At 72.3% G+C, this 25,922-nt stretch carries 23 protein-coding genes, 1 pseudogene and 1 riboswitch; of the genes and pseudogenes, 15 read left to right on the top strand and 9 right to left on the bottom strand.

The window, feature by feature from the left end; genetic code table 11:
* Positions 1-61 precede the first annotated feature (61 nt).
* Positions 62-2,143 carry an ATP-binding protein gene (locus CLV43_RS16150; protein ID WP_245886504.1) on the top strand — a complete coding sequence of 694 codons (2,082 nt, stop codon included), beginning with the start codon at positions 62-64 and terminating at the stop codon, positions 2,141-2,143.
* 14 nt (positions 2,144-2,157) lie between these two features.
* Here the strand turns inward: CLV43_RS16150 and CLV43_RS16145 are convergent, their stop codons facing one another.
* Positions 2,158-3,123 (bottom strand): quinone oxidoreductase family protein, encoded by a 966-nt coding sequence (locus tag CLV43_RS16145; RefSeq protein ID WP_106187974.1) that lies wholly within the window; start codon positions 3,121-3,123, stop codon positions 2,158-2,160.
* A gap of 96 nt (positions 3,124-3,219) precedes the next feature.
* On the opposite strand from CLV43_RS16145, the gene CLV43_RS16140 reads away from it, so the two are divergent.
* Positions 3,220-3,813 carry a TetR/AcrR family transcriptional regulator gene (locus CLV43_RS16140; RefSeq protein ID WP_106187973.1) on the top strand — a complete coding sequence of 198 codons (594 nt, stop codon included), beginning with the start codon at positions 3,220-3,222 and terminating at the stop codon, positions 3,811-3,813.
* Positions 3,814-3,899: 86 nt separating this feature from the next.
* Here the strand turns inward: CLV43_RS16140 and CLV43_RS49280 are convergent.
* Positions 3,900-4,148, bottom strand: a pseudogene (locus tag CLV43_RS49280) (alpha/beta fold hydrolase); the annotation flags it as partial.
* Positions 4,149-4,230: 82 nt separating this feature from the next.
* Positions 4,231-4,356: riboswitch (cobalamin riboswitch) on the top strand.
* A 39-nt stretch (positions 4,357-4,395) separates the two neighbouring features.
* Here CLV43_RS49280 and CLV43_RS16135 point away from each other — a divergent pair.
* From CLV43_RS16135 to CLV43_RS16095, 9 genes are all read left to right on the top strand, one after another.
* Complete coding sequence (locus tag CLV43_RS16135) at positions 4,396-6,366, top strand: putative cobaltochelatase (RefSeq protein ID WP_106187972.1); 1,971 nt, start codon at positions 4,396-4,398, stop codon at positions 6,364-6,366.
* Between the two features lie 9 nt (positions 6,367-6,375).
* On the top strand, positions 6,376-6,990 hold the full coding sequence (gene cobO, locus CLV43_RS16130; protein ID WP_106187971.1) for a cob(I)yrinic acid a,c-diamide adenosyltransferase: 615 nt from the start codon (positions 6,376-6,378) through the stop codon (positions 6,988-6,990).
* On the top strand, positions 6,984-8,360 hold the full coding sequence (locus tag CLV43_RS16125) for a cobyrinic acid a,c-diamide synthase CobB (RefSeq protein WP_245886503.1): 1,377 nt from the start codon (positions 6,984-6,986) through the stop codon (positions 8,358-8,360). The genes cobO and CLV43_RS16125 overlap by 7 nt, the downstream gene beginning before the upstream one ends.
* Positions 8,361-8,462: 102 nt before the next feature.
* The gene (locus tag CLV43_RS16120) at positions 8,463-9,596 is read left to right on the top strand and encodes a cobalt-precorrin-4/precorrin-4 C(11)-methyltransferase (RefSeq protein WP_106187970.1); all 1,134 of its coding nucleotides are present in this window, start codon (positions 8,463-8,465) and stop codon (positions 9,594-9,596) included.
* A 4-nt stretch (positions 9,597-9,600) separates the two neighbouring features.
* Positions 9,601-10,461: a hypothetical protein gene (locus CLV43_RS47800; RefSeq protein WP_170155855.1), complete on the top strand. Its 861-nt coding sequence runs from the start codon at positions 9,601-9,603 to the stop codon at positions 10,459-10,461.
* Positions 10,458-11,726 (top strand): cobalamin biosynthesis protein, encoded by a 1,269-nt coding sequence (locus tag CLV43_RS16110; RefSeq protein WP_106187969.1) that lies wholly within the window; start codon positions 10,458-10,460, stop codon positions 11,724-11,726. Before CLV43_RS47800 ends, CLV43_RS16110 begins: the two co-directional genes overlap by 4 nt.
* A gap of 272 nt (positions 11,727-11,998) precedes the next feature.
* On the top strand, positions 11,999-13,369 hold the full coding sequence (locus tag CLV43_RS16105) for a M4 family metallopeptidase (protein ID WP_211304381.1): 1,371 nt from the start codon (positions 11,999-12,001) through the stop codon (positions 13,367-13,369).
* Positions 13,370-13,483: 114 nt separating this feature from the next.
* Complete coding sequence (locus CLV43_RS16100; RefSeq protein WP_106187967.1) at positions 13,484-14,269, top strand: S1 family peptidase; 786 nt, start codon at positions 13,484-13,486, stop codon at positions 14,267-14,269.
* 75 nt (positions 14,270-14,344) lie between these two features.
* Complete coding sequence (locus CLV43_RS16095) at positions 14,345-14,626, top strand: hypothetical protein (protein ID WP_106187966.1); 282 nt, start codon at positions 14,345-14,347, stop codon at positions 14,624-14,626.
* Positions 14,627-14,655: 29 nt separating this feature from the next.
* On the opposite strand, the gene CLV43_RS16090 is transcribed toward CLV43_RS16095, so the two are convergent.
* Together CLV43_RS16090 and CLV43_RS16085 are read right to left on the bottom strand one after the other, a co-directional pair.
* Complete coding sequence (locus CLV43_RS16090; protein ID WP_106187965.1) at positions 14,656-14,889, bottom strand: DUF397 domain-containing protein; 234 nt, start codon at positions 14,887-14,889, stop codon at positions 14,656-14,658.
* Complete coding sequence (locus CLV43_RS16085; protein WP_106187964.1) at positions 14,858-15,766, bottom strand: helix-turn-helix domain-containing protein; 909 nt, start codon at positions 15,764-15,766, stop codon at positions 14,858-14,860. Before CLV43_RS16085 ends, CLV43_RS16090 begins: the two co-directional genes overlap by 32 nt.
* A gap of 97 nt (positions 15,767-15,863) precedes the next feature.
* Between CLV43_RS16085 and CLV43_RS16080 the strand changes: the two genes are divergently transcribed.
* Together CLV43_RS16080 and cobA are read left to right on the top strand one after the other, a co-directional pair.
* Positions 15,864-16,577, top strand: coding sequence for a PIG-L deacetylase family protein (locus CLV43_RS16080; RefSeq protein ID WP_106187963.1), 714 nt, complete (start codon positions 15,864-15,866; stop codon positions 16,575-16,577).
* 46 nt (positions 16,578-16,623) lie between these two features.
* Positions 16,624-17,832: a uroporphyrinogen-III C-methyltransferase gene (gene cobA / locus CLV43_RS16075; RefSeq protein ID WP_106187962.1), complete on the top strand. Its 1,209-nt coding sequence runs from the start codon at positions 16,624-16,626 to the stop codon at positions 17,830-17,832.
* Between the two features lie 54 nt (positions 17,833-17,886).
* On the opposite strand, the gene CLV43_RS16070 is transcribed toward cobA, so the two are convergent.
* The 4 genes from CLV43_RS16070 to CLV43_RS16055 all read right to left on the bottom strand — a co-directional run bounded on the left by CLV43_RS16070 (position 17,887) and on the right by CLV43_RS16055 (position 22,467).
* Positions 17,887-19,455, bottom strand: coding sequence for a DEAD/DEAH box helicase (locus CLV43_RS16070; RefSeq protein ID WP_106187961.1), 1,569 nt, complete (start codon positions 19,453-19,455; stop codon positions 17,887-17,889).
* 271 nt (positions 19,456-19,726) lie between these two features.
* Positions 19,727-20,671, bottom strand: a complete 945-nt coding sequence (locus tag CLV43_RS16065) for a serine protein kinase RIO (RefSeq protein WP_106187960.1) — start codon at positions 20,669-20,671, stop codon at positions 19,727-19,729.
* Between the two features lie 179 nt (positions 20,672-20,850).
* The gene (yaaA, locus tag CLV43_RS16060) at positions 20,851-21,588 is read right to left on the bottom strand and encodes a peroxide stress protein YaaA (protein ID WP_106187959.1); all 738 of its coding nucleotides are present in this window, start codon (positions 21,586-21,588) and stop codon (positions 20,851-20,853) included.
* A 24-nt stretch (positions 21,589-21,612) separates the two neighbouring features.
* On the bottom strand, positions 21,613-22,467 hold the full coding sequence (locus CLV43_RS16055) for a helix-turn-helix domain-containing protein (RefSeq protein ID WP_106187958.1): 855 nt from the start codon (positions 22,465-22,467) through the stop codon (positions 21,613-21,615).
* A gap of 84 nt (positions 22,468-22,551) precedes the next feature.
* On the opposite strand from CLV43_RS16055, the gene CLV43_RS16050 reads away from it, so the two are divergent.
* Positions 22,552-23,307, top strand: coding sequence for a nuclear transport factor 2 family protein (locus CLV43_RS16050; protein WP_106187957.1), 756 nt, complete (start codon positions 22,552-22,554; stop codon positions 23,305-23,307).
* A gap of 58 nt (positions 23,308-23,365) precedes the next feature.
* Here CLV43_RS16050 and CLV43_RS16045 read toward each other — a convergent pair whose 3' ends face one another.
* Positions 23,366-23,716, bottom strand: coding sequence for a VOC family protein (locus CLV43_RS16045; RefSeq protein WP_106187956.1), 351 nt, complete (start codon positions 23,714-23,716; stop codon positions 23,366-23,368).
* 178 nt (positions 23,717-23,894) lie between these two features.
* Here CLV43_RS16045 and CLV43_RS16040 point away from each other — a divergent pair, with 178 nt between their 5' ends.
* Positions 23,895-25,646: a proline--tRNA ligase gene (locus tag CLV43_RS16040; protein ID WP_106187955.1), complete on the top strand. Its 1,752-nt coding sequence runs from the start codon at positions 23,895-23,897 to the stop codon at positions 25,644-25,646.
* The last annotated feature ends 276 nt before the right edge of the window (positions 25,647-25,922 follow it).

Genomic DNA, 25,922 nt, shown 5'->3' with positions numbered 1-25,922 from the left:
CCCGGAGCTCTCGGTGCCGCCTGCTCGTAGCGTCGGGGTGTTCCGCGGGGTGGGGAGGGCGATGGCGGTCGAAGGCGGGCAGGGGGAACCGGTTGTCGGCAACGCGGTGACCTCGAGCGCGGTGTCCGGCGGGATGGTGCAGGCGGGCGCGGTCGGCGTTGTCGAGCTCCACGACCACTCCGTCCCGTTCCGCAGGCCGGTTCCCCGACAACTGCCCTCGGCGCCGCACGGGTTCGTCGGCCGCGCCCACCACTTGGCGGACCTCGACGCCCTGCCGGTGATCGGCGCGATCGGCGGCACCGGCGGTGTCGGCAAGACCTGGCTGGCCCTGACCTGGGCCCACCGCAACCTCCACCGGTTCCCCGACGGGCAGCTGTTCGCGGACCTGCACGGCTTCAGCCCCACCGGACGACCGGCGCACCCGATCGACGTGCTCGGTGGTTTCCTCGACGCGCTCGGGGTGGACCGCGACCACCACCCCGTGGACCTGGACCGGCGATCCGCGCTGTTCCGGAGCCTGGTCGCGGACAAGCGGATGCTCGTGGTGCTGGACAACGCCGCCACCACCGACCAGATCACCCCGCTGCTGCCCGGAGGGCATCGGAGCGCCGTGCTGGTGACCAGCCGCAACCACCTGCCGGGGTTGATCGCCCGCCACGGCGCCCGCCGGGTCCGCCTGGACGTGCTCACGGACTCCGAGTCCCACACCTTGCTGAGCACAGCCCTCGGCCCCGTCGACGGGCAGGTGGTCGCCGAGCTGGTCCGGTGGTGCGGAGGACTTCCCCTGGCACTGGGTCTGGTCGCCGCCGACCCCCGGTCGCCCCTGTCGGAACTGCGCACCCTCGGGGTGGACGCCCTGGACTCCGAGGACCCCACGGCCAGCCTGCCGACCGTGTTGTCGTGGTCCCTGCGTCACCTCACCGACCGGCAGCGCGAGATGTTCGCCATGCTGGCCGTCGCCCCAGGGCCCGACATCGGTCCGGCTGCCGCGGCCAGTCTTGCCGGGCTGTCGGAGCGGGAGGCGCACGCGGTGCTGCGCGCCCTGGTCGGGGCCTCACTGGTCAACCGCGCCGCCAACGGCCGGTACGCCATGCACGACCTGGTCCGCGCCTACGCGATCAGCGTCGCCGACGGTGCGCGGGAGGAGGCGCTGCACCGGGTTCTCGACTTCTACACGCACACCGCCCACGCGGCTCGACGGCTCCTGGAACCCCATCGGGACCCACCGCCGCTCGACCCGCCCGCCGGAGGAGTTCGCGCCCAGCCACTTCCCGACGCCGAGGCGGCGTTGGCCTGGTTCGACGCCGAGCACGCCTGCCTGCTCGCCGCCCAGCACACCGCGACGACCCTCGCCAGGCACCGCACCGCCTGGCACCTGGCCTGGGGCGCGTACACCTTCCTCGTCCGACGGGGGCACCGGCACGACCGGCTCACCATGTGGGAGGCCTCCACACAGGTGTCCGACCTGGATCTCCGTGCCCGTGCCCACCGCTTCCTCGGCCTCGCCCACGTCGACCTCGGCGACCTGGACGCCGCCACGGCGCACCTGGACCAAGCTCTCAGCCTCGCCGAACACCACCACGACCCCGACCAGCAAGCCCACACCCGCAACGCGCTCGCCTGGTTGTGGGGCCGACGCGGTTCCGACCGGCTGGCTTGGGAACACGCCCGCCGCGCCCTCGACCACTTCCGCGGTTCCGGCTCGGTCTGGGAGGCCAACGCCCTCAACTGGGTGGGCTGGCACGCCGCTCGCCTCGGCCGGCACGGCACAGCCCGTGACCACTGCCAGGACGCTGTTTCCCTGCAGCGCGCCCACCACAACCTCGAAGGCGAGGCGGACGCGCTCGACAGCCTGGGGTACATCGAGCACCACAGCGGTCACCACACCGAGGCCATCGGGTACTACCGCCGCGCGCTCGCGCTGCGTCGCGAGCTCGGCAACACCTACTACGCGGCGGACACCCTCGATCGGCTCGGCGGACCGCACCTCGCACTCGGTCAGCACGAGCAGGCGCGCGAGGTGTGGCGGGAAGCCCTGGAGCTGTACCGGGAACAAGGGCGCGACACCTGCGTCGACCGCGTGCGGCGTCGACTCGACACCTGCGTCGACGACCGGCCTCCGGACCACGTGCCGGTGGTGTGACTCCGGGGCTGAGTTCAGGGAACGAGGAACTGCTTGCCGGTCGTCGTCCGCTCCTCCAACGCCCGGTGCGCCGACGCGGCCTCGCCCAACGGCCAGGACTCGCCGAGCACGGGGCGGAGCTCGCCGGACGCGCCGAGCGCGAAGGCCTCGTCGAGCAGTTGCCGCATGTGCACCGGGTCGCTCGCGAGGTTGCTCAGGCCGCTGAGCGCGACCCCCTTCCGCACCAGCTCCTTCACCGGGATCTCCGGATATGCGCCGGAGGCGGTGCCGTAGATCACCATCCGCCCGACGCCGTCGCGCAGCAGCCCGAAAGCGGCCTCGCTGGTCGTGCCGCCGACGGAGGACAGGACCACGTCGACCGGGGACACCCGTGACGCCCAGGAGAGTTCGCCGTAGTCGACGGCCTCGGCGGCACCGAGGTCCTTGGCGATGGCGAGCTTGGCGTCGCCGCGGGCCAGGGCCACGGCGGTGGCCCCGGCCCGCGTGACGAGCTGGACGAGGAGGCTGCCGACCCCTCCCGCGGCGGCCTCGACCAGCACGCGCTCGCCCGCCGTGACGCGGGCGGCGTTCATCAGGCCCACGGCGGTGACGCCCTGGACGAAGAGGGCGAGGGCCTCGCGGGAGCCGAGGCCGGTGGGCAGGGGGATGGCGCCCGCGGCGGGGAGGACGGCGAGCTCGGCGTAGGCGCCGGAGGTGGCGAAGCCGATGACCTCCGAGCCGATGAGGTCGCCGGACACGTCGGGACCGACGGAGCGGACGACGCCCGTGACCTCCAGGCCGGGGATGACGGGGAGCGGGGGCTCGGGGTACCAGTCGTAGAGCTTCGCGGAGGCCCGTGAGCGCTGAAGCGTCTCGCCGTAGTTGAGGCCGACCGCGGTCACCTCGACCAGCACCTCACCGGGTCCCGCGACCGGGTCGGGGACGTCGTCGACCCGGAGCACCTCGGGACCGCCGAACTCGTGGACGCGCACCGCACGCATGGGAACTCCCGTCCTGTAGCGGACCGTCGGTCCGCTTCTGTGTGGGCTACGATACGGACCACGAGTCCGGTTCTGTCAAGGGCGAAGGTGGGCGGGATGGCCGAGCGGGCGGACGCGGTGCGCAACCGCGAGGCGATCCTGGTCGCCGCGAAGCGCCTGATCGACGAGCGCGGGATCGAAGCGGTCTGCATGGACGACGTGGCGGTGGCCGCGGGTGTCGGCAAGGGCACGGTGTTCCGCCGGTTCGGGGATCGCGAGGGGCTGATTGAGGCGCTGGCGCTGCGGGCGGGCGAGGGCTGGCGCGAGGGCGCGGCCGTCGTGCTGGCCGACGAGAGCAGGAGCGCGGCCGACCGGGTGCGCTTGTTCGCGGAAGGCCTCTTCGACCACGTCCTGGGGACGTTGCCGCTGGTGCGGGCGTTCGAGCAGGTGTCGAGGGCGCACGCCTGCGTCGGCGGCATGGAACCGGTCCGCGCCGCCCTGATCGGGTTGGTCGAACGCCTCGTCCCCGGCTGCGACGCCGAGATCCGGGCCGAGTCGCTGCTGGTGAACTTGCGCGCCGCGCACATCCACTACCTCGTGCACGAGCGCGGGATGCCGGTGGAACGGGTGCGGGCCGGGGTGCTGGGGCTGGCCGAGGACCTGGTCACCGCCCGGCGGGACGCGGGGGAGCCGGTTCCCGCGCCCGGGTAGGAAGTCGGGCCCGTGCGACGGGCCCCGAACAGCGCCCCGGACTGGTGCGCCGCCTTCGTCACCAGGTCGACGACCGCGGACGCGAACTCCGCGGGCTGTTCGAGGTGGCCGAAGTGCCCGCTGTCGGTGAGCACCAGCGCACGGGCGTGCGGGATGCCCGTGACCAGCATCTCCGCCCACCGCGGGCCGCGGATGGAGTCGTGCGCGCCCACCACGACCAGCGTCGGCGCGGTGATCTCCGGCAGGTCGTCCCGCACCTCGAACGGCCGCGACCTCACCGCTCCGGGCGGCCCGGACCGGCTCCACGTCCGGCACGGCGTCCGGTGCCACGACACTCCTCGCCCACGTCGCCGCGGCCGATCGTCCACCTCGCGCGGATGTGATCAGACTCGCCGAGGGGTTGGTGGGCGCGGCACGGGATGCGACGATGCGGAAGCTGTAGGGGTGTGCGAGGAAGCCGGTGGGAATCCGGCGCGGTCCCGCCACTGTGACCGGGTAGGAGAGATCCGGGAGTCAGGAACTCGACCCCCGAGTCACTTCTACCGGACACGGGCGTGGACACCCGAGGAAGGACCTCCCCGCATGACCTCGCGCTTCCCCTTTTCCGCCGTCGTCGGTCACGACGACCTGCGACTGGCCCTGCTGTTGAACGCGGTGCACCCCGGCATCGGCGGTGTGCTGGTCAGGGGTGAGAAGGGCACCGCGAAGTCGACGGTCGTGCGCGCGCTCGCCGCCCTGCTGCCGGAGCTGGCCGTCGTACCGGGCTGCCGGTTCGGCTGCGACCCGCTCGTCGACACCGGGTGCCCCGACGGCCCGCACGTGGGCGGCGCCTCCGAACGCCGGGCCGCCAGGCTGGTGGAGCTGCCCGTCGGCGCCACCGAGGACCGCCTGGTCGGCTCGCTGGACCTGGAGCGCGCCCTGACCGAGGGCGTCCGCGCCTACCAGCCCGGCCTGCTGGCCGCCGCGCACCGGGGCGTGCTCTACGTCGACGAGGTCAACCTGCTGCACGACCACCTGGTCGACCTGCTGCTGGACGCGGCCGCGATGGGCCGCGCGCACGTCGAGCGCGAGGGCGTGTCGGTCTCGCACGCGGCGTCGTTCCTGCTGGTCGGGACGATGAACCCGGAGGAGGGCGAGCTGCGCCCGCAGCTGCTGGACCGGTTCGGCCTCACGGTCGCCGTGCGCGCCTCGCGCGACGTGGCCACCCGCACCGAGGTCATCCGCCGCAGGCTCGCCTACGAGGCCGACCCCGAGGGCTTCGCGGCCCGCTGGGAGGCCGCCGACGTCGAGCTGGCCGACCGGATCGTGACCGCGCGCGCCGCGCTGCCGACGGTGGCGCTGCCGGACGCCGAGCTGCGCCGCATCGCGGGTGTCTGCGCGGCCTTCGAGGTCGACGGCATGCGCGCCGACCTCGTCGTCGCCCGCACGGCCGTGGCGCACGCCGCCTGGCGCGGCGCGGACGTGGTCGAGGAGGCCGACGTGGAGGCCGCCGTGCGGCTCGCGCTGCCGCACCGCAAGCGCCGCGACCCGTTCGACGAGCCGGGCCTGGAGGAGGAGCAGCTCGCCGACGCCATGCGGCAGGCCGCCGAGCACGCCGACGAGGAGCCGGACGGTCCGGACGGGCCGCCGGAGCCCGACGGTCCCGACGACGGCGGCGGCCAGTCCCCGGAGAGCCAGGGGAACGCCGAGTCCCCGCGGCAGAAACCCGAACAGGGCGGTTCGCGGGAACGCCCGCCCGCCGCGCCCGCACCGGCGTTCCGCGCCCGGCTGCTCCAGGTGCCCGGCGTCGGCGAAGGCGCGCCCGGCAAGCGGTCCCGTGCCCGCGCGCGCACCGGCCAGGTGGTCCGTTCGTCCACTGTGGACGGTGCGGGGCTGCACCTGGTCGGCACGCTCTCCGCCGCCGCGCCGCACCAGGGCTCCCGCGGCCGCAGCGGTCCCGGACTCGTGCTGCGCGCGGGCGACCTGCGCCTGTCGGTGCGCGAGGGCAAGGAGGGCAACCTCGTCCTCTTCGTCGTCGACGCGTCCGGCTCGATGGCCGCCCGGCAGCGGATGTCCGCCGTCAGCGGCGCCGTGGTCTCCCTGCTCCGCGACGCCTACCAGCGCCGCGACAAGGTCGGCGTGATCACGTTCCGCGGCTCGACGGCGGACGTCGCACTCCCGCCGACGAGTTCCGTGGACGCCGCCGCGGCCCGGCTGCGCGGACTCCGCACGGGTGGCCGCACGCCGTTGGCGGACGGCCTGCTCAAGGCCCGCAGGCTGCTGGAGGTCGAACGGCTGCGCGACCCCCGCCGCCGTCCGCTGCTGGTCCTGCTCACCGACGGCCGCGCCACGTCGACCGGCGCGGGCGGCGACCCGATGCGGGACGCCCTGCGCGCCGCCGGTCTGCTGGCCTCGGACGGCACCGCCTCGGTGGTGGTGGACTGCGAGCACGGCCCGGTCCGGCTCGGCTTGGCGGCCCGGGTCGCCGTCGCGCTGGACGGCGCCTGCCTGCGCCTTGAGGAACTGTCCGCCGACCAGGTCGCGGGTGTCGTCCGCGCGGCCCGCGCCGCCTAGGAGATCCCGGTGCCACAAGGACAACCGACGTCCGTCCCGAACGACGGCCTGACCACGCGCCAGCGCCGCAACCGGCCGCTGCTGATGGTGCACACCGGTGAGATGAAGGGGAAGTCCACCTCGGCGTTCGGCCTCGCGCTGCGCGGCTGGAACCAGGGCTGGTCGATCGGCGTGTTCCAGTTCGTGAAGTCGGCGAAGTGGAAGGTCGGCGAGGAGGAGGCGTTCAAGGCGCTGGGCAGGGTGCACGACGAGACCGGCGCGGGCGGGCCGGTCGAGTGGCACAAGATGGGCGAGGGCTGGTCCTGGACCCGCAAGCAGGGCACGGAGCAGGACCACGCCACGGCCGCGCTGGAGGGCTGGCACGAGATCTCCCGGCGGATCGCGGACGGGCGGCACGGCCTGTACGTTCTGGACGAGTTCACCTACCCGATGCACTGGGGCTGGGTCGACGTCGACGAGGTGGTGGCCACGCTGAAGGACCGGCCCGGCCACCAGCACGTCGTGATCACCGGCAGGTACGCGCCGCCCGCGCTGCTGGAAGCCGCCGACCTGGTGGTGGAGATGTCCAAGGTGAAGCACCCCATGGACGACGGGCAGAAGGGCCAGAAGGGGATCGAGTGGTGAATCGGCTGGTGGTGGCCGCTCCCGCGTCCGGGAGCGGCAAGACCACCGTGGCGACCGGGCTGATGGCCGCACTGCGCCGCGCGGGTGACCGCGTGGCGCCGTTCAAGGTCGGCCCGGACTACATCGACCCCGGCTACCACGGCATCGCCACGGGCCTGCCCGGCCGCAACCTCGACCCCGTGATGGTGGGGGAGCAGAAGGTCGCGAGCCTGTTCGTGCACGGCTCGCGCGGCACGGACATCGCCGTGGTCGAGGGCGTGATGGGCCTGTTCGACGGGCGCATCGACACCGAGGGCCTCGGCTCGACCGCGCACGTCGCGAAGCTGCTGGCCGCGCCGGTGCTGTTCGTGGTCGACGCGCGCGGCCAGAGCCGCAGCCTCGCCGCCCTGCTGCACGGCTTCCGCGGCTACGACCCGACGGTCCGGATCGGCGGCGTGGTCCTCAACCAGGTCGGCTCCGAGCGGCACGAGCAGGTGCTGCGCAGCGCGTGCGCGGAGGTCGGCCTGGAGGTCATGGGCGTGCTGCCGCGCGACCCGGCGTTCTCGCTGCCGTCGCGGCACCTCGGCCTGGTCACGGCCGTCGAGCACGGCCCGGAGGCGCTGGCGGCGGTCGACGCGATCGCCGACGCCGTCGCCAAGCACGTCGACCTGGACGCCGTGCGCAGGCTGGCCGCCATCGCGCCCGCGATGGCCGTGCCCGCCTGGGACGCGACCGCGGAGGTCGCGGAGGTGCCCGGCGAGCCGGTCGTCGCCGTCGCGGGCGGGGCCGCGTTCACCTTCGGCTACGCCGAGCACGTCGAGCTGCTGCGCGCGGCGGGCGCGGACGTGGCCGTCGTGGACCCGCTGCGGGACGAGGCGCTGCCCGAGGGCACGTCGGGGCTGGTGCTGCCCGGCGGGTTCCCCGAGCAGCACGCCGACGCCCTGTCGCGGAACGCCCCGCTGCGCGCCGCCATCGCGGAGCTGGCCCGTTCCGGCGCCCCGGTCCACGCCGAGTGCGGCGGGCTGCTGTACCTGGCGCGCAGCCTCGACGGCGTGCCGATGTGCGGCGTGCTGGACGCGGACGGCTCGATGTCGCCCCGGCTCACCCTCGGCTACCGCGACGCCGTGGCGCCGGTGGACTCGGTGCTGGCGCGCGCGGGCGAACGGGTCACCGGGCACGAGTTCCACCGCACGGTCCTCACCCCGGCGCAGGGCGCGCAGCCCGCGTGGCACTGGCGCGGGACCGACCGCAGGCCCGTGGCCGAGGGGTTCGTCCTCGGCGGTGTGCACGCCTCGTACCTGCACACGCACCCCGCCGCGATCCCGGAGTCCGTGGCCAGGTTCGTGCGGGCGTGCGCAACGGCCGAGGTCACCTACGAGGCCACTCGATAGTGGAACGCCACCGGACGGTACGGTCGGCTCTCCTCTTCGCGCACGCTGTGTCGATCAAGAACGCTGTCCGCTGTATCTGATTCCTCTTGGGGAGCAACCGTGATGTCTGGTCGGGTTTCCTTCGTGGGCGCCGGTCCCGGCGCCGCCGATCTCATCACCCTGCGGGGCGCCAAGCGCATCGCGGAGGCGGATGTCGTCGTGTGGGCGCCGAGCGTGGTCGACGCCGAGTGCGTCCGCGAGCACGCCCGCCCGGAGGCCGACCTGGTCGACTTCTCCCGTGTGTCACACGAAGAGGTGATCGAGGTCTACCGCCGCGCCGCGGCCAGCAGGCTCAAGGTCGTGCGGCTGCACGCGGGCGACCCTTCGCTGTGGGGCGAGGTGCAGGACCAGCACGACACGTGCGCGCGGCTCGGCCTCGACCTGGAGGTCGTGCCCGGCGTGTCCCAGTTCTCCGCGGCCGCCGCGGCGATCGGCCGCGAGCTGACCACGTCCGAGGTCGCGCAGTCGTTGATCCTCACCGGTCCCGAGGGCAGCGAGCACCTCCAGGAGTTCGCGGGCCACGGCACCACGATGGCGATCTCCCTGTCCGCCGCGCGCACCGGCCAGCTGGTCGAGAAGCTGCGTGCGGGCGGGTACGCCGAGGAGACGCCGATCGTGGTGGCGTACAAGGTCTCCTGGCCCGATGAGACGATCGTGCACACCACCCTGGCCGAGCTGGAGGCGGCGGTGAAGGAGCACAAGCTCTACCGCACCACCACGTTCCTCGTCGGCAAGGTGCTCAAGCCGAGCAGCCGGGCGCGCGGCGCCGGGTTCCGCAAGTCCGACGCGCCGGTCGAGGCGTCCGACGAGCCCGTGCGCAAGGCCCGGCCGTCGAAGTGGTCCGTGCGGGCCGGTCGGCAGGGCCGGATCGGCGCGCGCGCCGACGTGGCGCCCGCGATCACCGACGTGGCCGTGGAGCCCGCGCCGGAGTCGGAGACCTCGGCCGCCGCCTGGTCGGCCGTGCACGACTGGCAGGAGAGCGCGCGCAGGCCGCGGATCGTGACCGTGGACGCGGGCGAGGGCCCGGCGGAGGCGGCCGACGCGCCGGAGTCGCCGGAGGACCCGGTCGAGGGACCGGTCGTGGACCCGAAGCCGCGCGCGGTCGCCGCCGCGACGCCGAGCAGGACCGTCCGGGCCAGCACGACGCCGCGCAAGGCCGCCTTGCCGCGGACCAAGAAGACGAAGCGCGCACACTGAGCCCATGACCGCCGATCTCACGTCGCTGCACCGGTTCGCCACGATCGCGGGCCGCTCCTGGGACCAGGTCGTCGTCGTGGACGCGGCGAAGGACCCGGTGGCCGCGCTGAACGTGTGCCGCGCCCGCTCGTCGGTGCTGGTGCGCGACGCGCCGGTGGCCGAGCTGGCCCGCGGCCTCGCGGGGTGGCGGCGCACGCTCGTCGTCGCCGAGGACCTGGGCGGCCCCGCCGAGCAGCTGTCCACTGTGGACCCGGCGGACGCGGTGGTCCGGCCGTGGCGGTCGGCGGACGTGATCTGCTTGGCGGACAACGAGTTCACCCCCGGCGTCGACGGCTGGGCGCTGCCCGACGACAGGTTCGCGCACCGGGGCGACGGCATGGTCGCGAACGCCGAGGTGCGCGCGCTCGTGCTGGCCCGCCTCGCGCCGCGACCCGGCGTGCTGGTGTGGGACATCGCCGCCGGACCCGGCGCGGTCGGGGTCGAGTGCGCCCGGCTGGGCGCCGCCGTGGTCGCGGTGGACCGCGACCCGGTGCAGTGCGTGCGGATCATCGCGAACGCCTCCGCGCACGGCGTGGACGTGCGGGTCGAGGAGTCCGAGCTGGCCGACGTGCTGGGCGACCTGCCGAGGCCGGACGCGGTGTTCGTCGGCGGTGGCGGCGCTGTCGTGGTCGCCGCCTGCGCCAAGGCCGGTGCCCCGCGCGTGGTCGTGGCGGTGCCGGAGCTGGACCGGGTCGTGCCCGCGCGGGACGCGCTGCGCGACGCCGGGTACGCCGTCGAGGGCAGCCTGCTGTCCTCGGCCCGGTTGGTCGGCGGTGCGCTCACCGCGACCGACCCCGTGACCGTCCTTTGGGGGAGCAGAACGTGATCGGCCTGTTCGCGACGACCGAGGCGGGCCGTCGCGCCGCCACCGAGCTGGCCCCGTTCCTGGGCCCGGACACGGTGATCCCGGACGGTCCGGTGCGCCCCGCGCTGCACCGGCTGTGGCCGAGCCTCGGGTCCGCGGTGTTCTTCGTGGGCGCCGAGACCGCCGTGCGGCTCATCGCGCCCCTGTTGCGGGACAAGCGGTCCGACCCCGGCGTGGTGTGCGTCGACCAGGGGTTCGCGATCTCGCTGGCCGGTGGCGCGGACGCGCTCGCCGAACGCGTCGCGGACGTCCTGGAACGCACGCCGGTCCTCGGCACCGCCGAGGAGGACGGGCCGCTGGACGAGCTGGTCGAACTGCTCGACGCGACCCCGGACGGCGACCTCGCCGGGTGCGCCGCCGCGCTGTCCGCGGGCGAGCCGGTGCTGCTGGTGAACCCGCTGGGGTTCCCGCTGCCCGCGCTGCCGGACACGGTGCTCTCGCACGGCGAGGCGGACTGGACGATCGTGATCGACGACCGCGTCCCCAAGGGCGTGCGACCGGACAACGAGCTGCGGCTCGTGCCCCGGACCCTGGTGGTCGGCGTCGGCTCGGGCACCGGCGTGTCCACGACGGCCGTCGCGTCCGCCTTGTCCGAACTGGAGGCCCGTGCCGGGCTGGACCTCCGCGCGGTGCGGGCGTTCGCGACGGCGGACCGCAAAGCGGGCGAACAGGGCATCCTGGACGCCCTGGAGGACTGGGGCTTCTGGAACGACAACACCACGGCCCCGCTGCTGACGTTCTCCGCCGAGGTGCTGGCCGACGTCGACGTGCCCAACCCGAGCGACGACGTCGCCGCGACCGTCGGCACGCCCAGCGTCGCCGAGGCGGCCGCGCTGTGCGGCGCGGTGGACCTCGCGGCGGGCGCCCCGGTGGAGCTGGCGGCGGAGAAGGTCAAGGGCGACAACGTGACCGTCGCCGCCGCCCGCGTGCTGCCGCGCGGCAGGCTCGCCGTGATCGGCCTCGGTCCCGGTGCCGCCGACCAGCGCACACCGCGCGCGGAGGCCGAGCTGCGCCGCGCCGCCTTCGTGGTGGGGACGGCGGAGTGCGTCGGCCAGGTGCGGCACCTGCTGCGCCCCGGCACCGGCATCCACACCCACGGCGCCGTCGAGCTGGCCGCCTCCGGGCTGGCCGTCGCCTGGATCGGCGCGGGCGTCGGCCCGGACGCGCCGACGTCGGGCGTCCGCGTCGAGACCGTCGTCGTCCCCGGCGTGGCCACGGCGCCCTAGGGCGGCGACCGCGATCCGCGACGGGCATTTCCGGTCCTGGACGACGGAATTCCCCGGCAAGGGTTCTTGGTCACCGCACTGGATCGTGGGACCCGACCCTGTGGATGGGCCACAGAGTTTGTGTCCCAGTGAGTGGGCTGACGCGGTTTTTCCTACCTTCGGGTGGTTTTCCCACCGGATCGGCGGACTAGCGTCCCTGCGCAGACGTCCCGATCCGTTCCGGGGCCTTGCGATCTGGAGAACTCCCCATGCGTCTGCGTCGCCTTGTCGCCGTGGCTTGCTGTGCGAGCGCGGTGTCCCTGTCCGGCGGAGTGGTTGCCCAGGCCTCCCCACCGGAGCCCGCCGACCTCCAGCTGGTGGCCACGCGGGACTCGCTGCTGGCGACCCACTACTGGTACGCGCAGACGTTCGAGGGCAAGCCGGTGCTCGGCGGGTACTACGCGAAGCACGTGGACAAGCGGACGAAGCGCGCGACCGTGCAGGACGGGCGGATCCCGGTGTCGGGGCTGGCCTCGACGACGCCGTCGGTCGCGACCGAGCGCGCCGACGCGACGGTGGACCAGCAGGTGGCGGGCGACCGCGCCGCCACCGAGCTGTCCGTGCTGCCCGGCCCGCAGTCGAAGCTGGTCTACGCGGTCGTGTCGCGCACCGACCGCGGTTCGGTGCGGACCATCGTGGACGCCGCGTCCGGTGAGGTCATCAAGACCGAGGACATCGTCAAGCGCGCCGAGGGCACCGGCAAGGTCTTCGCGCCGAACCCCGTGGCCAGCCTGCAGAACGAGGCGCTGACCGACCAGGACGACGCCGACGCGGCCGTCCCGGCGAAGGCGTACAAGAAGGTCCGGCTGTCCGATCTGGACACCTCGGGCTACCTGTCGGGCAAGTACGCGAAGCTCGTCGGCCCCACCGAGCAGCTGGCGTTCCAGAAGAACCGCAAGTTCGAGTACACCCGCGCCGACGACCGCTTCGAGCAGGTCATGGCCTACAGCGGCATCACCGACGCGCAGCGCTACATCCAGCGCCTCGGGTTCAAGGACGTCAACAACGAGGCCCAGGACGTCACCACCATCGGCTTCGAGGACGACAACTCCTACTACGACCCGTCGACCGACCAGATCACCTTCGGCACCGGCGGCGTGGACGACGCCGAGGACGCCGAGATCATCTGGCACGAGCTGGGCCACGCCATCCAGGACGCGCAGGTGCCGAACTTCGGCCAGAGCCTGGACGGCGGCTCGATCGGCGAGGCGTTCGGCGACTGGTGGGCGATGATCATGTCCGTGCCGCTGCAGAAGGACTCCGCGACCACCCCGATCGCCTGCATCGGCGACTGGGACGCCACCGCCTACACCGACGACACCCCGCACTGCCTGCGCCGCACGGACACCGACCTCAAGGTCGCCGACCGCGAGGGCGAGGTGCACTTCGACGGCCAGATCTGGTCCCGCGCGCTGTTCGACGTCTACAAGGCCGTCGGCCGCGACGAGTCCGCGCGCATCGTGCTGGAGGCGCAGTTCTCCTACACCCCGGACACCACGTTCGCCCAGGCGGCCGAGACCACCGTGGCGACCGCGAAGGCGTTGTGCGGCAACAGGACCGCGGACAAGGTCAAGGCCGCATTCGTGGCCCGCGGCATCCTCTAGACCCCGGACCCTGGTCAACTGTGAAACCGGAGTCGTAATCCGCGTAGGGGTTGCCGGGTGTTCGCCATGATCGATATCCCTTGGGTGCCGCCCTTACCCGAAGGAAGGACTCCAGTGGCGAACACCCTGCATCGCCTGGTGAAGTTCACCGTCGTCGCCGCCATCGCGGCCGTCGTCGGCCTGTTGACCAGCGTCCCCTCGTCCGCCGACGTCACCCCGTTCGTCGTGGGCGGCTCCCGCGCCACGATCAGCCAGTACCCGTGGACCGTGTTCCTGTCGAGCACCAGCGGTTCCCAGTTCTGCGGCGGCAGCCTCGTCAAGGGCGACAAGGTCGTCACCGCCGCGCACTGCGTCTCCGGTCGCACACCCGCCAGCACGCGGGTCGTCTGGGGGCGCGAGGACAAGCAGAGCACCGCGGGCATCGTCGCGGGCGTGACGGCCATCTGGGTGCACCCGGACTACCGCACCGCCACGGCGGGCTCCGACGTCGCCGTGCTGACCCTCGACCAGTCCATCAACTCCACCTACCTGCCGCTGGCCACGCCCGCCGACACCGACCTGTACACGGCGGGCACCAGCACCACCGTCCTGGGTTGGGGGACCACCTCATCGGGTGGTTCGGCGTCGCGCTACCTGCTCAAGGCCACCGTCCCGCTCACCTCGGACGAGACCTGCCAGACCGCGTACCCGCAGTACAGCAGCCTCTCCATGGTGTGCGCGGGCTTCCCCGAGGGCGGGGTCGACACCTGCCAGGGCGACTCCGGCGGACCCATCGTCGCCGGTGGCAAGCTCATCGGCGCGACTTCGTGGGGTCGCGGCTGCGCACTGGCGGGTTACCCCGGCGTGTACTCCAGGGTGGCCTCCTACTACGACCTGCTCATCGAGCAGATCGGCGTCTGACCGCGTAGGTGGTGGCACGCCCACGACCGGGTGGATGGCCCGGTCGTGGGCCCCGCCCGTGTTCGGATCGAGGGCATGGGCAAACGACTGATAGCACTGCTGATCGGTATCGCCGCCGCTTCCGCACCCGCCGTCGCGGTGGCCGCGCCGAGTGGACTGCACGACTGCGGTACCAAGGTCGAGCGCAACGTCGGCAACGGCTGGTGCCACGGCACCGGCACCTTCCGCATCGTCGTCGACTGCGCTGACGGCTCCTCGGTCAAGAGCATGTGGATCCGCATCTCCGGTGGCTACGGCACCCTCGGCGTCTCCTGCCGAGCCCTGGCGACCAACGTGACCATCGTCGAAGGCAGCTAGACAGCTAGGCAGCCTAAGCAGTTGGGAAGCTAGGCAGCGAGAAGAGCGCAGAACGCGCGCCACTGGACCGGCGGGAAGTCCAACGCCGGTCCGGTGGCGTTCTTCGAGTCCCGCACAGCCACCCTCGCTCCAGGCCACGCGACAGCGACGCAGCCCCCATTGCCGCCGCTGTAGCTGCTAGTGCGCCAGGTGATCTCAACGCAGTTGCCGTTTCCGCCGCTGTAGCTGCTCTTATGCCAGGTCGAGGTTTCCTGGTCGGTCATCGGCACCTCGCGGTTCGTAGTACTCGCTCCCCAAGTCGGCGAGCAACGACCGCGATTCTTCCTCATTCAGCGCGACCTCATCGAGACGTTCAGCCATCAGGCGGTAAGTCGCGACCGGTGTCGGCTCATCCAGGAACAGGCTGGAGACCTCCTGCTCGACGTAAACCACCGACCGGTATCGGGCGTAGTCCATGATCATGAACTGGCCTCGGAGCCAGGTGGCGCCCGGTGTTCCGAGCGGCACCACCCGGATGGTGATCTTGCGCCAGTTGGACAGGAGCACCAAGTGCATCATCTGGTCCTCCATCACCCGCCCGCCGCCCGCCCCGTTCCGCAGCGCTGCCTCATGGATGTAGAACACACAGGTGGGTGCCTCGGCCCGGTGAAGCATCGATTGACGATCCATCCGAGCCTGGACTCGCGCCTCCACTCCACCTGCTGGCACCCCGATCGCTGAGCCGATGATCGCTCGGGCGTAGTCAGGGGTTTGCAGTATTCCTGGGAGGATCATCGATTCGTAGTGGTGGATGCCCGTCGCGACCGATTCGTGGCGTATCAATGTCCGGACCTCGTCGGGTAGGCCGGGTTCGTGGTTGTGGATGAGGTATTCGTTGTCGATCTGCTTGTGCAGGTCCATGATCCGGGCGGTGGTGTGAGGGTCGGCGCCGCACATGCCCAGGTAGTAGGCCAGGTCGGCCTCGCTCGTGCCCCTCGACCCGTGTTCGACGTGCGAGATCCGCGAGGGCGACCAGTCGAGCACCTCGCCGAGCTCCTTGCCGCGGAAGTGCGCGTGTTCCCGCACCCGCGCCAATTCCTCGCCGAAGGTCCGGCTGTGCACACTGGTCCGCACTACGTCGGAGTCGCGGTCATCCCTCATGTGTTTAATGTACCGTCGGACATCCGGAATGCCTCGGTTGTTCACCGCAAAGTATTATCCCGTGCATTTCTTGACCGTTGGGAAATAGACTGCGCGAATGGATGACCTCACTCCGATGCCGGAGGACTGGCAGAGCGCCCTGGCCGTCGTGGCGCACCCCGACGACCTGGAGTACGGCGCCTCGGGCGCCATCGCCCGGTGGACCGACCAGGGCAAGACCGTCCGGTACCTGCTCGCCTGCCGGGGCGAGGCGGGCATCGACACGATGCCGCCCGAGGAGGCGGGCCCGGTGCGCGAGCGGGAGCAGGTGGCGAGCGCGGCGGTGGTGGGCGTGTCCGAGGTCGAGTTCCTGGACCACCCGGACGGGATGATGACCTACGGTCTCCCGCTGCGGCGGGACATCGCGGCCGCCATCCGCAGGCACCGACCCGACCTGGTGATCACCGGCAACCACCACGAGACCTACCACGGCGGGTTCCTCAACATGGCCGACCACCGGGTCGTGGGGACCGCCGCGATCGACGCCGTGCGCGACGCGGCGAACCGGTGGGTCTTCCGCGACCTGGGGCTCGAACCGTGGGGTGGTGTGCGGCACGTCGCGGTGTCCGGGTCGCCGCTGGCGACGCATGCGGTGGACATCACAGAGCACTTCGACCGGTCGGTGGCCTCGTTGCGCGAACACGCCGCCTACCTGGCCGCTTTGAGCGGTGACATGGCGAATCCGGAGCCCTTCCTGCGCCGGGCGGCGGAGGAGACGGGGCGTCGGTTCGGCGGTCGGCTCGCCGCGGGCTTCGAACTGCTCGACATGTGAAACTCCCGAGTTGGCCGGGGGCGTCCGCGTGGGGATGCTGTGACCCATGCAAGGTGAACAGCACTACCTGGTGGGCCTCGACCTGGGCGGCAGGCGGGTCGTCGTGGTCGGTGGCGGCACGGTCGCGCAGCGGCGGCTGCCGCGCCTGGTGGCGGCGGGGGCCGTCGTCGACCTGATCTCACCCGAGGTCACCCCCGCGGTGGAGGGCATGGTCGACAGCGGTGAGGTGACGTGGCACGCGCGCGGCTACGCCGAAGGCGACCTGGACGGGGCCTGGTACGTCCTGGCGTGCACGTCGGTCGCCGAGGTGAACGAGCGGATCGCGGCCGACGCCGAGCAACGCCGGGTCTTCTGCGTGCGGGCCGACGTCGCCGCGCTGGGCACGGCCGTGACACCCGCCGTCGGCGGCCACGACGGGCTGCTGGTGGGCGTGTTGGCAGGCGGGGAGCACCGGCGGTCGGCACGGGTGCGCGACGGCCTGCTGTCGGCGCTGCGCGACGCGACCGTCGTCGACCACCACGAGCAGCCCGCGGGCGTGGCGCTGGTCGGCGGCGGCCCCGGCGACCCGGACCTGATCACCGTGCGCGGGCGCAGGCTGCTGGCGCGCGCCGACGTCGTGGTCGCGGACCGGCTGGCACCGCGCGAGCTGCTGGACGAGCTGTCGTCCACGGTGGAGGTCGTGGACGCGTCCAAGATCCCGTACGGGCGGGCGGCGTCGCAGGACTTCATCAACAGCACGCTGGTCGAGAACGCCAAGGCGGGCAAGTTCGTGGTGCGCCTCAAGGGCGGCGACCCGTACGTGTTCGGCCGCGGCTTCGAGGAGCTGCTGGCGTGCGCCGAGGCCGGCGTGCCGGTGACCGTGGTGCCGGGCATCTCCAGCGCGTTCGGGGTGCCCGCCATGGTGGACATCCCGGTGACCCACCGGGGCGTGGCGCACGAGGTCGTCGTGGTGTCCGGCCACGTCGCGCCGGACGACGAACGGTCCCTGGTGGACTGGGGGGCGTTGGCGCGGCTGCGCGGGACGCTGGTGATCCTGATGGGCGTGGAGAGGTCGCGAGCGTTTGCGGACGCCCTGATGGCCGGTGGGCGGCCCCACGACACACCGGTCTCGGTGATCCAGGAGGGGACCACGCGGACCCAGCGGGTCGTCCGCTCCACTCTGGACAAGGTCGCCGACGACATCGTGAGCGAGTCGATCCGCCCACCCGCGATCATCGTGGTCGGCACTGTCGCGGGGCTGGCCAAGGACCTGTGAGGACGCGGAAGGCCCCCTTGGCGGACCAAGGGGGCCTTCCGCGTTGTTGGCTACTTAGTACGAGCGGGCCGGGCGAGGACGACCGCCACCGCTGCCGGCACCCGCACCCGCGGTGGCGCCACCGCGGTAGCCGCCTTCGCTGCGACCGCCACTGGACCCGCGGTCACTGCGACCACGGCTGCCGCCGCGGAACTCCGAGGTGCGACCGCCACCGGAGCCGAAGGGGCCTCCACGACGCGGGCCGCCGCGGCGGTTGCCGCGCTCGGGGATCACGGGCTCGATGACCGGCTCACCGCTGGGCACGCGGGCGCCCGTGATGCGGATCAGGTCCTCGTTGCCGGGGGACACCTTGGTGCTCTCCGGACGGATGCCCGCGCGGGCGGTGAGGCCCTGCACGGCGCGGCGCTGGTCGTGCGTGACCATCGTGACGACCACACCGGACTGCCCCGCGCGCGCCGTGCGACCGGCGCGGTGCAGGTAGTCCTTCGAGTCGGCGGGCGGGTCGACGTGGACCACGAGGCTCACGTCGTCGACGTGGATGCCGCGGGCGGCGACGTCGGTCGCGATCAGCACCGGCGTGGTGCCGTCGCGGAACTCGCCGAGGACCCTGGTGCGGGCGCTCTGCGCCTTGCCGCCGTGCAACGCACCCGCGTGCACGCCGACCGAGCGGAGCTTCTTCGCCAAGCGGTCCACGTGGTGCTTGGTGCGCACGAACATGATCGTGCGCCCCTCGCGGGCCGCCACCTCGGTGATGACGTTCTGCTTGTCATCGGCCGACACGAGCAGCAGGTGGTGCTCCATGGTGATCACGCTGCCGGTGGGCGGCGCGACCGAGTGGGTCACCGGGTTGTGCAGGTACTGGCGGACCAGCTTGTCCACGTCGCCGTCGAGCGTCGCGGAGAACAGCATGCGCTGGCCGTCCTGCGGGGTCAGGTCGAGGATGGCGCGGACCTGGGGCATGAAGCCCATGTCGGCCATCTGGTCGGCCTCGTCCAACGCGGTGAAGCGCACGTCGGACAGGTCGCAGGTGCCCTGGCGGACGTGGTCCGACAGGCGGCCCGGCGTCGCGATCAGGAGGTCGACACCACGGCGCAGCGCGTCGATCTGACGCGGGAACGACGTGCCGCCGACGACCACGCGGGCCGACAGGCCCAGCGACCGGGCGTACGGGGAGAGGGCTTCCTCGACCTGCATCGCGAGCTCACGGGTGGGCACCAGGATCAGTGCGCGCGGCATGAGCGGCTTGGCCCGCTGGCCCGCGAGGCGGGACAGCAGCGCCAGACCGAACGCCAGCGTCTTGCCGGAGCCCGTCTGGCCGCGACCGAGCACGTCCCGGCCCGCGAGGGCGTCGGGGAGCGTGGCGGCCTGGATCGGGAACGGGGACTCGATGCCCGCAGCGGTCAGCGCGCGGAGCAGCTCGTCGGAGAGGCCGAGCTCGGCGAACGTGGGCAGCGGGCCTTCCGGCACGGTGCTCTCGATGTGCTCGGCGACAGTGGAAGGACCGTTCTCAGCGAACTGGGGACGGCCATTGCCCTGGCCAGAGCGACGCGGCCGCGGCTTGCGGAACGACGGACGCTCGGAACGGCCCTGGGACGTGGGTGGCAAAACAAACCTCCGGGACATGGCACGTCTCGGGGATGCTCCGCAGTTGTGCAGCGGGTCGCGGCGCCGATCGCAAGGACGAGCCCGACGCGTGTATCGCGCCGATGGTTGTTAGGAGCACCGATGACCGACCCGAGGTGGTCCGCGAGCACGTGAGTGTGCAGGCATTTGTGCGGTGCAAGGACCACTCTAGCTGATCATCGGAAGGGCGCGACGCGGGTAGGGGCCCCAGAGCCCGTGTTCTTGCTCATAGGGGGCTCGGGAATTCGCGGTCCCGAGCCCCCCACCAGCGCTAATTCAGTCCTGCGGCGTCGACGAGGACGATCATGAGCTCGCGCGCGTCGACCACCTCGGGCGGCAGTCCCCTGGACCCGAACCACTCCGACACGTTGCGCACGTCCCGTTCCAGGATCTGCTCCGCCTTCGGGTTCGCGACCAGGTCGACGACCTGGGGCAGGTCGATCATGACCAGCACGCCGTCGTGGACCATGAGGTTGTAGGCCGACAGGTCGCCGTGCGCGACGCCCTCCTTGGCGAGCAGGGTGAGCGCGGTGACGAGTTGTCGCCACAGATCGACCAGTTCGTCCGGCTCCGGGCGGCACTGCGCCAGCCGCGGCGCGGCCGTGCCGTCGTCGTCCCCGATGAACTCCAGGAGCAGTTCGGTGCCGCTGCGCTGCACGGGGTAGGGCACCGGGGCGCCGAGCTGCCACAGCCTGCTCAGCGCGCCGAACTCGGCGACGGCCCACTGCTCGGAGATCAGGTTGCGGCCGAACGAGCTGCGGTTGCCCATCGCCCGCATCTCGCGGGACCGCCGCATCCGACGGCCCTCGAGGTAGCCCGCGTCCCGGTGGAACATCCGGTGGTCCGCGCTGCGGTAGCGCTTGGCGGCCATCAGGCAGCTGCCGCCGCTGCCCCGGCGTTCCACCAGGTGCACGTCGGCTTCCTTGCCGGTCTTGAGGACGCCGAGCTCCAGGTCGGTCGCGCTCAGCTCCGTGATCACCCAGTCGGGGCGCGGGGTCGGGCCGTGGTCGGCGCCGTCCCACGTGGACCAACGGTCCCCGTCCTCGGGTTTGTCGGCGTCGCTGAGCGCGTCCTCGCGGACTCGGGCGAGGTTCGCGCGCTCCTCCTCGGTCAGCCGTCCGCTGCGGTCGCGGTCGTCCGTCCGCTTCTTGCGCCTGCCGCGACGCATCGTGTCGGGGATGTCGTCGTAGGCGGATTCGTAGTCGTGCTCGCGCACTGGTGGGGTCTCCTTGGATGTGCCGGGGCACCCCACCCAGGGCTCAGCCGGGCGGGGCGGGTGGACGGGCCGACGCCACGTCTCGGACAGTCGTCTTCACCTGGCACCTCCTCCGGTCCACCGGCAGTTCCGCCGTTGCGGGTGAGCTTCCCAAAGCGCGTTTCCGGCGCGCAACCGAATTACGCGAACAGGTCCACGCCCCGCTCGCCGGTCTTCTCCACCCGCAGCCCCGCCGCCTTCGCGACCCTGATCAACCCGCGGACGTCCGAGGGCTCGGCCCGCGAGGTGCTCAACGCCCGCGCCAGCAGTCCCTTGTGCGCCTTGTTGAAGTGGCTCACCGCTTTCCGCACCCCCCGCGCGTCCTCGCTCACCACCCGCACGACCACGGCGTCGGGAATCCTCGCCAGGTTCGCGTAGGCCCCGGACCGCAGGTCCACCACGAACTCGTCGACCTCGCGCAGGACGGGTTCGAGAGCGGGGCGCCACAACGCCGTGAGCGACCCGATCGAGGGAAGGACGGAACCGCCGGAGAGGCGGTAGGCCGGGATGGGGTCGCCACCGCGGACCACGCCGAACAACGCCGAGGCGACCGCCAACCGCCGGAAGGCGCGCTCCCGTTCGCCCTTCTTCATGCTCGGCAGGTCGAGGGAGTCGTAGAGGACACCGGTGTACCGGGCCAGCGCGGGCAGCGTCGGCGACCGCCACAGCTCCGCGTTCCGCGAGACCTCGTCGGCTTGGCGCTCGGACAGGTCCAGCGCGGCGAGACTGGCCGGGAGGTCGTCCGCCAGCTCGACCAGGGCCGACGCGATCTTGTCGCGGACGGGGTTCAGCTCGGGACAGGAGAGGGCCGCGTGGTCGAGCGGCGCGCCCGTCCCACCGATGGCCTTGGTCTCCGACGGGGGCAGCAGCACGAGCACCCGATGAGGGTAGGGCAGCGCGGGTCAGGTGCGTTCCCGCGCCCGGAACGCGCCGGGCGTGGCACCGGTCTCGCGGGTGAAGAACTTGCCGAAGTTCGTCGGCTCGGTGAAGCCCAGCCGGGCCCCGACCGCCGCGACGGACAGGTCGGTGTCGGCCAGCAGGCGCTTGGCCTCCAGCGCGACCCTGGCGTCGACCAGCGCCTTGGCGGTCCGGCCGGTCGCCTGGAGGCAGACCCGGTTCAGGGTGCGCGGTGAGTAGCCGACTCGGGCGGCGTAGTCCGCAGCGTTGCGGGTCGTGGCGAACGACCGCTCCAGCTCGTGCCGGAAGCGGTGGAACGCGTCGTGCCGCTGCTCCTCGTCCTCCGGGGCCAGCCGGGCGACGCGGAGCAGCAGGGCTCCCAGCAGGTGCCGCAGGAGGTCGACGGTGATGGCCCGCGGCCGTTGGACCGCCCGGCGGTACTCGGCGTGCAGCTCCGCCGCGGCGGCGACCACGGTCCGCCGTTCGTCGGGCGGGACCGTCCAGCCGACCGGGCCGAACGAGGCGAGCAGGGACCCCGCCCGGTCCAGCCGGGGCGGGAAGGTGGCGGTGAACAGCACCACGGTCGCCTCCAGCCCCGGCGGCGGGAGGCGCAGGACGCGGCCGGGGGCAACGTGCAGCAGCGTGCCCGCGACGCAGGGGTGGTCGACGAAATCGACCATCATCTCGCCGCTGCCGCCGGTGATCAGGAAGACCTGGTGGAAGTCCGTCCGGTGCACGCTGGACAGCGTCCTCGCAGGCAGCCTTCTGGTCATCCGGCCGAAGTCCACCACTTCGACGCCGAGGTGCCGCCGGTCGGGGTTGCTGAAGCCGAACTCGCTGACTTGTCCACTTTTCACCATGGTGCTGCCGGATCCTACCTCGTGGTCGAGGCCGGTTCGGTCGATCGTTGTCCTCGTTCCTCCTCACGAAACGGACTTCCTCCCATGGACAACAAGAACCTGGTCGGCCAAGCCGCGGGCGAGCTGTTCGGCGACCGCGACCCCTCCGCCGTAGACCGCTGGGTCTCGCCCACCTACCGGCAGCACAGCTCACTGGCGGCCGACGGCCCGGACGCCCTGCGCGGCCTCGTCGCCTCCCTGCCCGCGGACTTCCGCTACGAGGGCGCACGCGTCATCGCGGACGGCGACCTCGTCGCCCTGCACGGCACCTACCACGGCTTCGGCCCGACGCCGCTGGTCGCCTTCGACCTCTTCCGCGTCGAGGACGGCAAGCTGGCCGAGCACTGGGACGGGCTGACCCCGGTCGTGGCGCGCACCGCCAGCGGCCGCACCCAGACCGACGGCCCCGGCGCGCCGGCCGACCTGGACAAGACCGAGCGGAACCGCGCCCTCGTCACCGAGTTCGCCCAGCGGGTGCTGGTCGACGCCGACTACTCGGTGCTCACGGACTACATCTCGACCGAGCGCTACGACCAGCACAACCCCGAGGCGGCCGACGGCCTCGCGGGCTTCGGCGCCGCCGCGGCGACCTGGGCCGAGCAGGGCAAGAACCTGGTCTACAAGACCGTCCACCGGGTCGTCGCCGAGGGCGACCTGGTGCTGCTCCAGTCCGAGGGCGAGTTCGGCGACCCGGTCGCGTACTGGGACCTGTTCCGCGTGGCCGACGGCAAGATCGTCGAGCACTGGGACGTCATCGCCCCCGTCCCGAGCGCCCTCCCGCACGACAACGGCCTCTTCTGAGGCCGCTGGAGGCCGTGCCGGTCGGGACGAGCACCACCTCGTCCCGACCGGCCTGGTCTCAGCCGGGTTGGCCGACGCAGAACTGGTTGCCCTCCGGGTCGGCCAGCACCGTCCACGTCAGCCCCGGCACGGTGTGCTCGCCGATCTCCGAGGCGCCCAGCTCCACGAGTCTGGAGACCTCGGCGGCGCGGTCCGGCACCTGCATGTCGAAGTGCACCCTGTTCTTGCCCGGTGTGACCGACTCGACCCGCTGCAACCCGACCTGCACCGCCCCCTCTGCGGAGGGCGCCAGGACGACGTACTCGCCCCAGTCGTGCTGCACCGACGTGCCGAGGGCACCGGTCCAGAAGTCGGCGAGCTTGTGCGGGTCGCTGCTGTCGATCGTGATCATGCCGATGGTGAGGGTCATGGTCGGCAGGGTAGGGACGGGTACCGACAGTTTTCGTGGATAAGTGTTCTGAGCTGCGCAAACGCGGTGGGGAACGATCAGGTCCTTTCCGGGGGCGCGACGGGGCGTTACCCGTTGGATCTGCGGTGACCTCCTTCACTACGCTGTTCGGACACCGTTCCCACGAGGAGTACCCATCGTGATCACCAGGATGTCGTCGCTGTTCCTGCGCACCTTGCGCGAGGATCCGGCCGACGCCGAAGTACCCAGCCACAAGCTGCTGGTCCGCGCCGGCTACGTCCGCCGCGTCGCACCGGGCGGGTACACCTGGCTGCCGCTGGGTCTGCGCGTGCTGCGCAACATCGAGCAGGTCGTGCGCGAGGAGATGGACGCCTTCGGCGCCCAGGAGATCCAGTTCCCCGCGCTGCTGCCCAGGGAGCCCTACGAGGCCACCGGCCGGTGGACCGAGTACGGCCCCAACGTGTTCCGCCTCAAGGACCGCAAGGGCGCCGACTACATGCTCGGCCCGACGCACGAGGAGCTGTTCGCGCTCACCGTGAAGGGCGAGTACAACTCGTACAAGGACTACCCGGTCACGCTCTACCAGATCCAGACGAAGTACCGGGACGAGGCGCGCCCCCGCGCGGGCATCCTGCGCGGCCGCGAGTTCCTGATGAAGGACTCGTACTCCTTCGACCTCAGCGACGAGGGCCTGTCGGAGTCCTACCAGGCGCACCGCGACGCCTACATCCGCATCTTCGAACGCCTCGGCATGGAGTACGTCATCGTGTCGGCCACGTCCGGCGCGATGGGCGGCTCGGCGTCCGAGGAGTTCCTCGCCGTCGCGCCGACCGGCGAGGACACGTTCGTGCGCAGCACGGAGTCCGGCTACGCCGCCAACGTCGAGGCCGTCACGACCCCCGCGCCGCCCGAGCAGTCCACCGAGGACAAGCCCGAGTCCCAGGTGCACCACACGCCCGCGACGCCGACCATCCAGACGCTGGTCGACCACCTCAACGGCGCCGGTCTCGGCCGCACGTTCACGGCCGCGGACACGTTGAAGAACGTGCTCGTCAAGACCCGCAAGCCGGGCGAGAAGGACTGGACCCTGCTCGCCATCGGCCTGCCCGGCGACCGCGAGGTCGACTTCAAGCGCCTCGAGGCCGCGTTCGAGCCCGCCGAGGTGACGCTGCTCGACGACGCCGACTTCGCCCGCAACGGCTTCCTCGTCAAGGGCTACATCGGACCGGGCGCGCTGCTGGCCAACGGCGTCCGGTTCCTGGTCGACCCGCGCGTCGTGCGCGGCACGGCGTGGGTCACCGGCGCGGACAAGGCCGACCACCACGTCGTGGACCTCGTGGCGGGCCGGGACTTCACGCCCGACGGCGTGATCGACGTGGCCGAGGTGCGCGAGGGCGACCCGTCGCCCGACGGCCACGGCGTGCTCGTCGCCGCGCGCGGCATCGAGATCGGCCACATCTTCCAGCTCGGCCGCAAGTACGCCGACGCGTTCTCGCTGGACGCCCTCGGCCCGGACAGCAAGCCGATCCGGATCACCATGGGCTCCTACGGCATCGGCGTCTCCCGGCTCGTGGCCGCCATCGCCGAGCAGAGCCACGACGAGAAGGGCATCATCTGGCCCCGCAACGTCGCCCCCGCCGACATCCACCTCGTCGTGGCGGGCAAGGACGAGGCCCTGCTCGCCGGCGGCGAGAAGCTGGCAGGCGAACTCCACGCCGCCGGCCTCTCCGTCCTGCTCGACGACCGCCCCAAGGTCAGCCCCGGCGTGAAGTTCAAGGACGCCGAACTGATCGGCGTCCCGACCATCCTCGTCGTCGGCCGCGGCCTGGCCGACGGCCAGGTGGAGGTCAAGGACCGCCGGTCGGGCGACCGCACCGACGTGGCCGTGGACGCCGTGGTGGAGCACCTGGTGGGGTTGGTCCGGGGGTAGTCGCCGTTGTGCGCCAAGGGGTCCCGCTCGGGTGAGCGGGACCCCTTTCGCGTGCGGTGGCGTCGTGCCCGAGGAACCAGAGTCCAGGCCGCACGTCACCAACATCATGTCCGGCGATGGGCGCCACGTGGTGCAAGCCGGTGTCGTCACCGGTCCGGCGCGGACGAGGTCGCCGGCGTGCCGCTCGCACCAGGGCAGGAGCGGAAGGTCTCGCTGACCGTGTCATGCGGGCCGACGGAGCCCATGGCCGGTCATCACCAACTCAAAGTGCTCGCC

Origin of the sequence: Umezawaea tangerina, assembly GCF_003002815.1 — a bacterium.
Classification (GTDB): domain Bacteria; phylum Actinomycetota; class Actinomycetes; order Mycobacteriales; family Pseudonocardiaceae; genus Umezawaea; species Umezawaea tangerina.
Note: the sequence above shows the minus strand (reverse complement) of the source record. Positions and strands in the feature narration are given on the sequence as shown.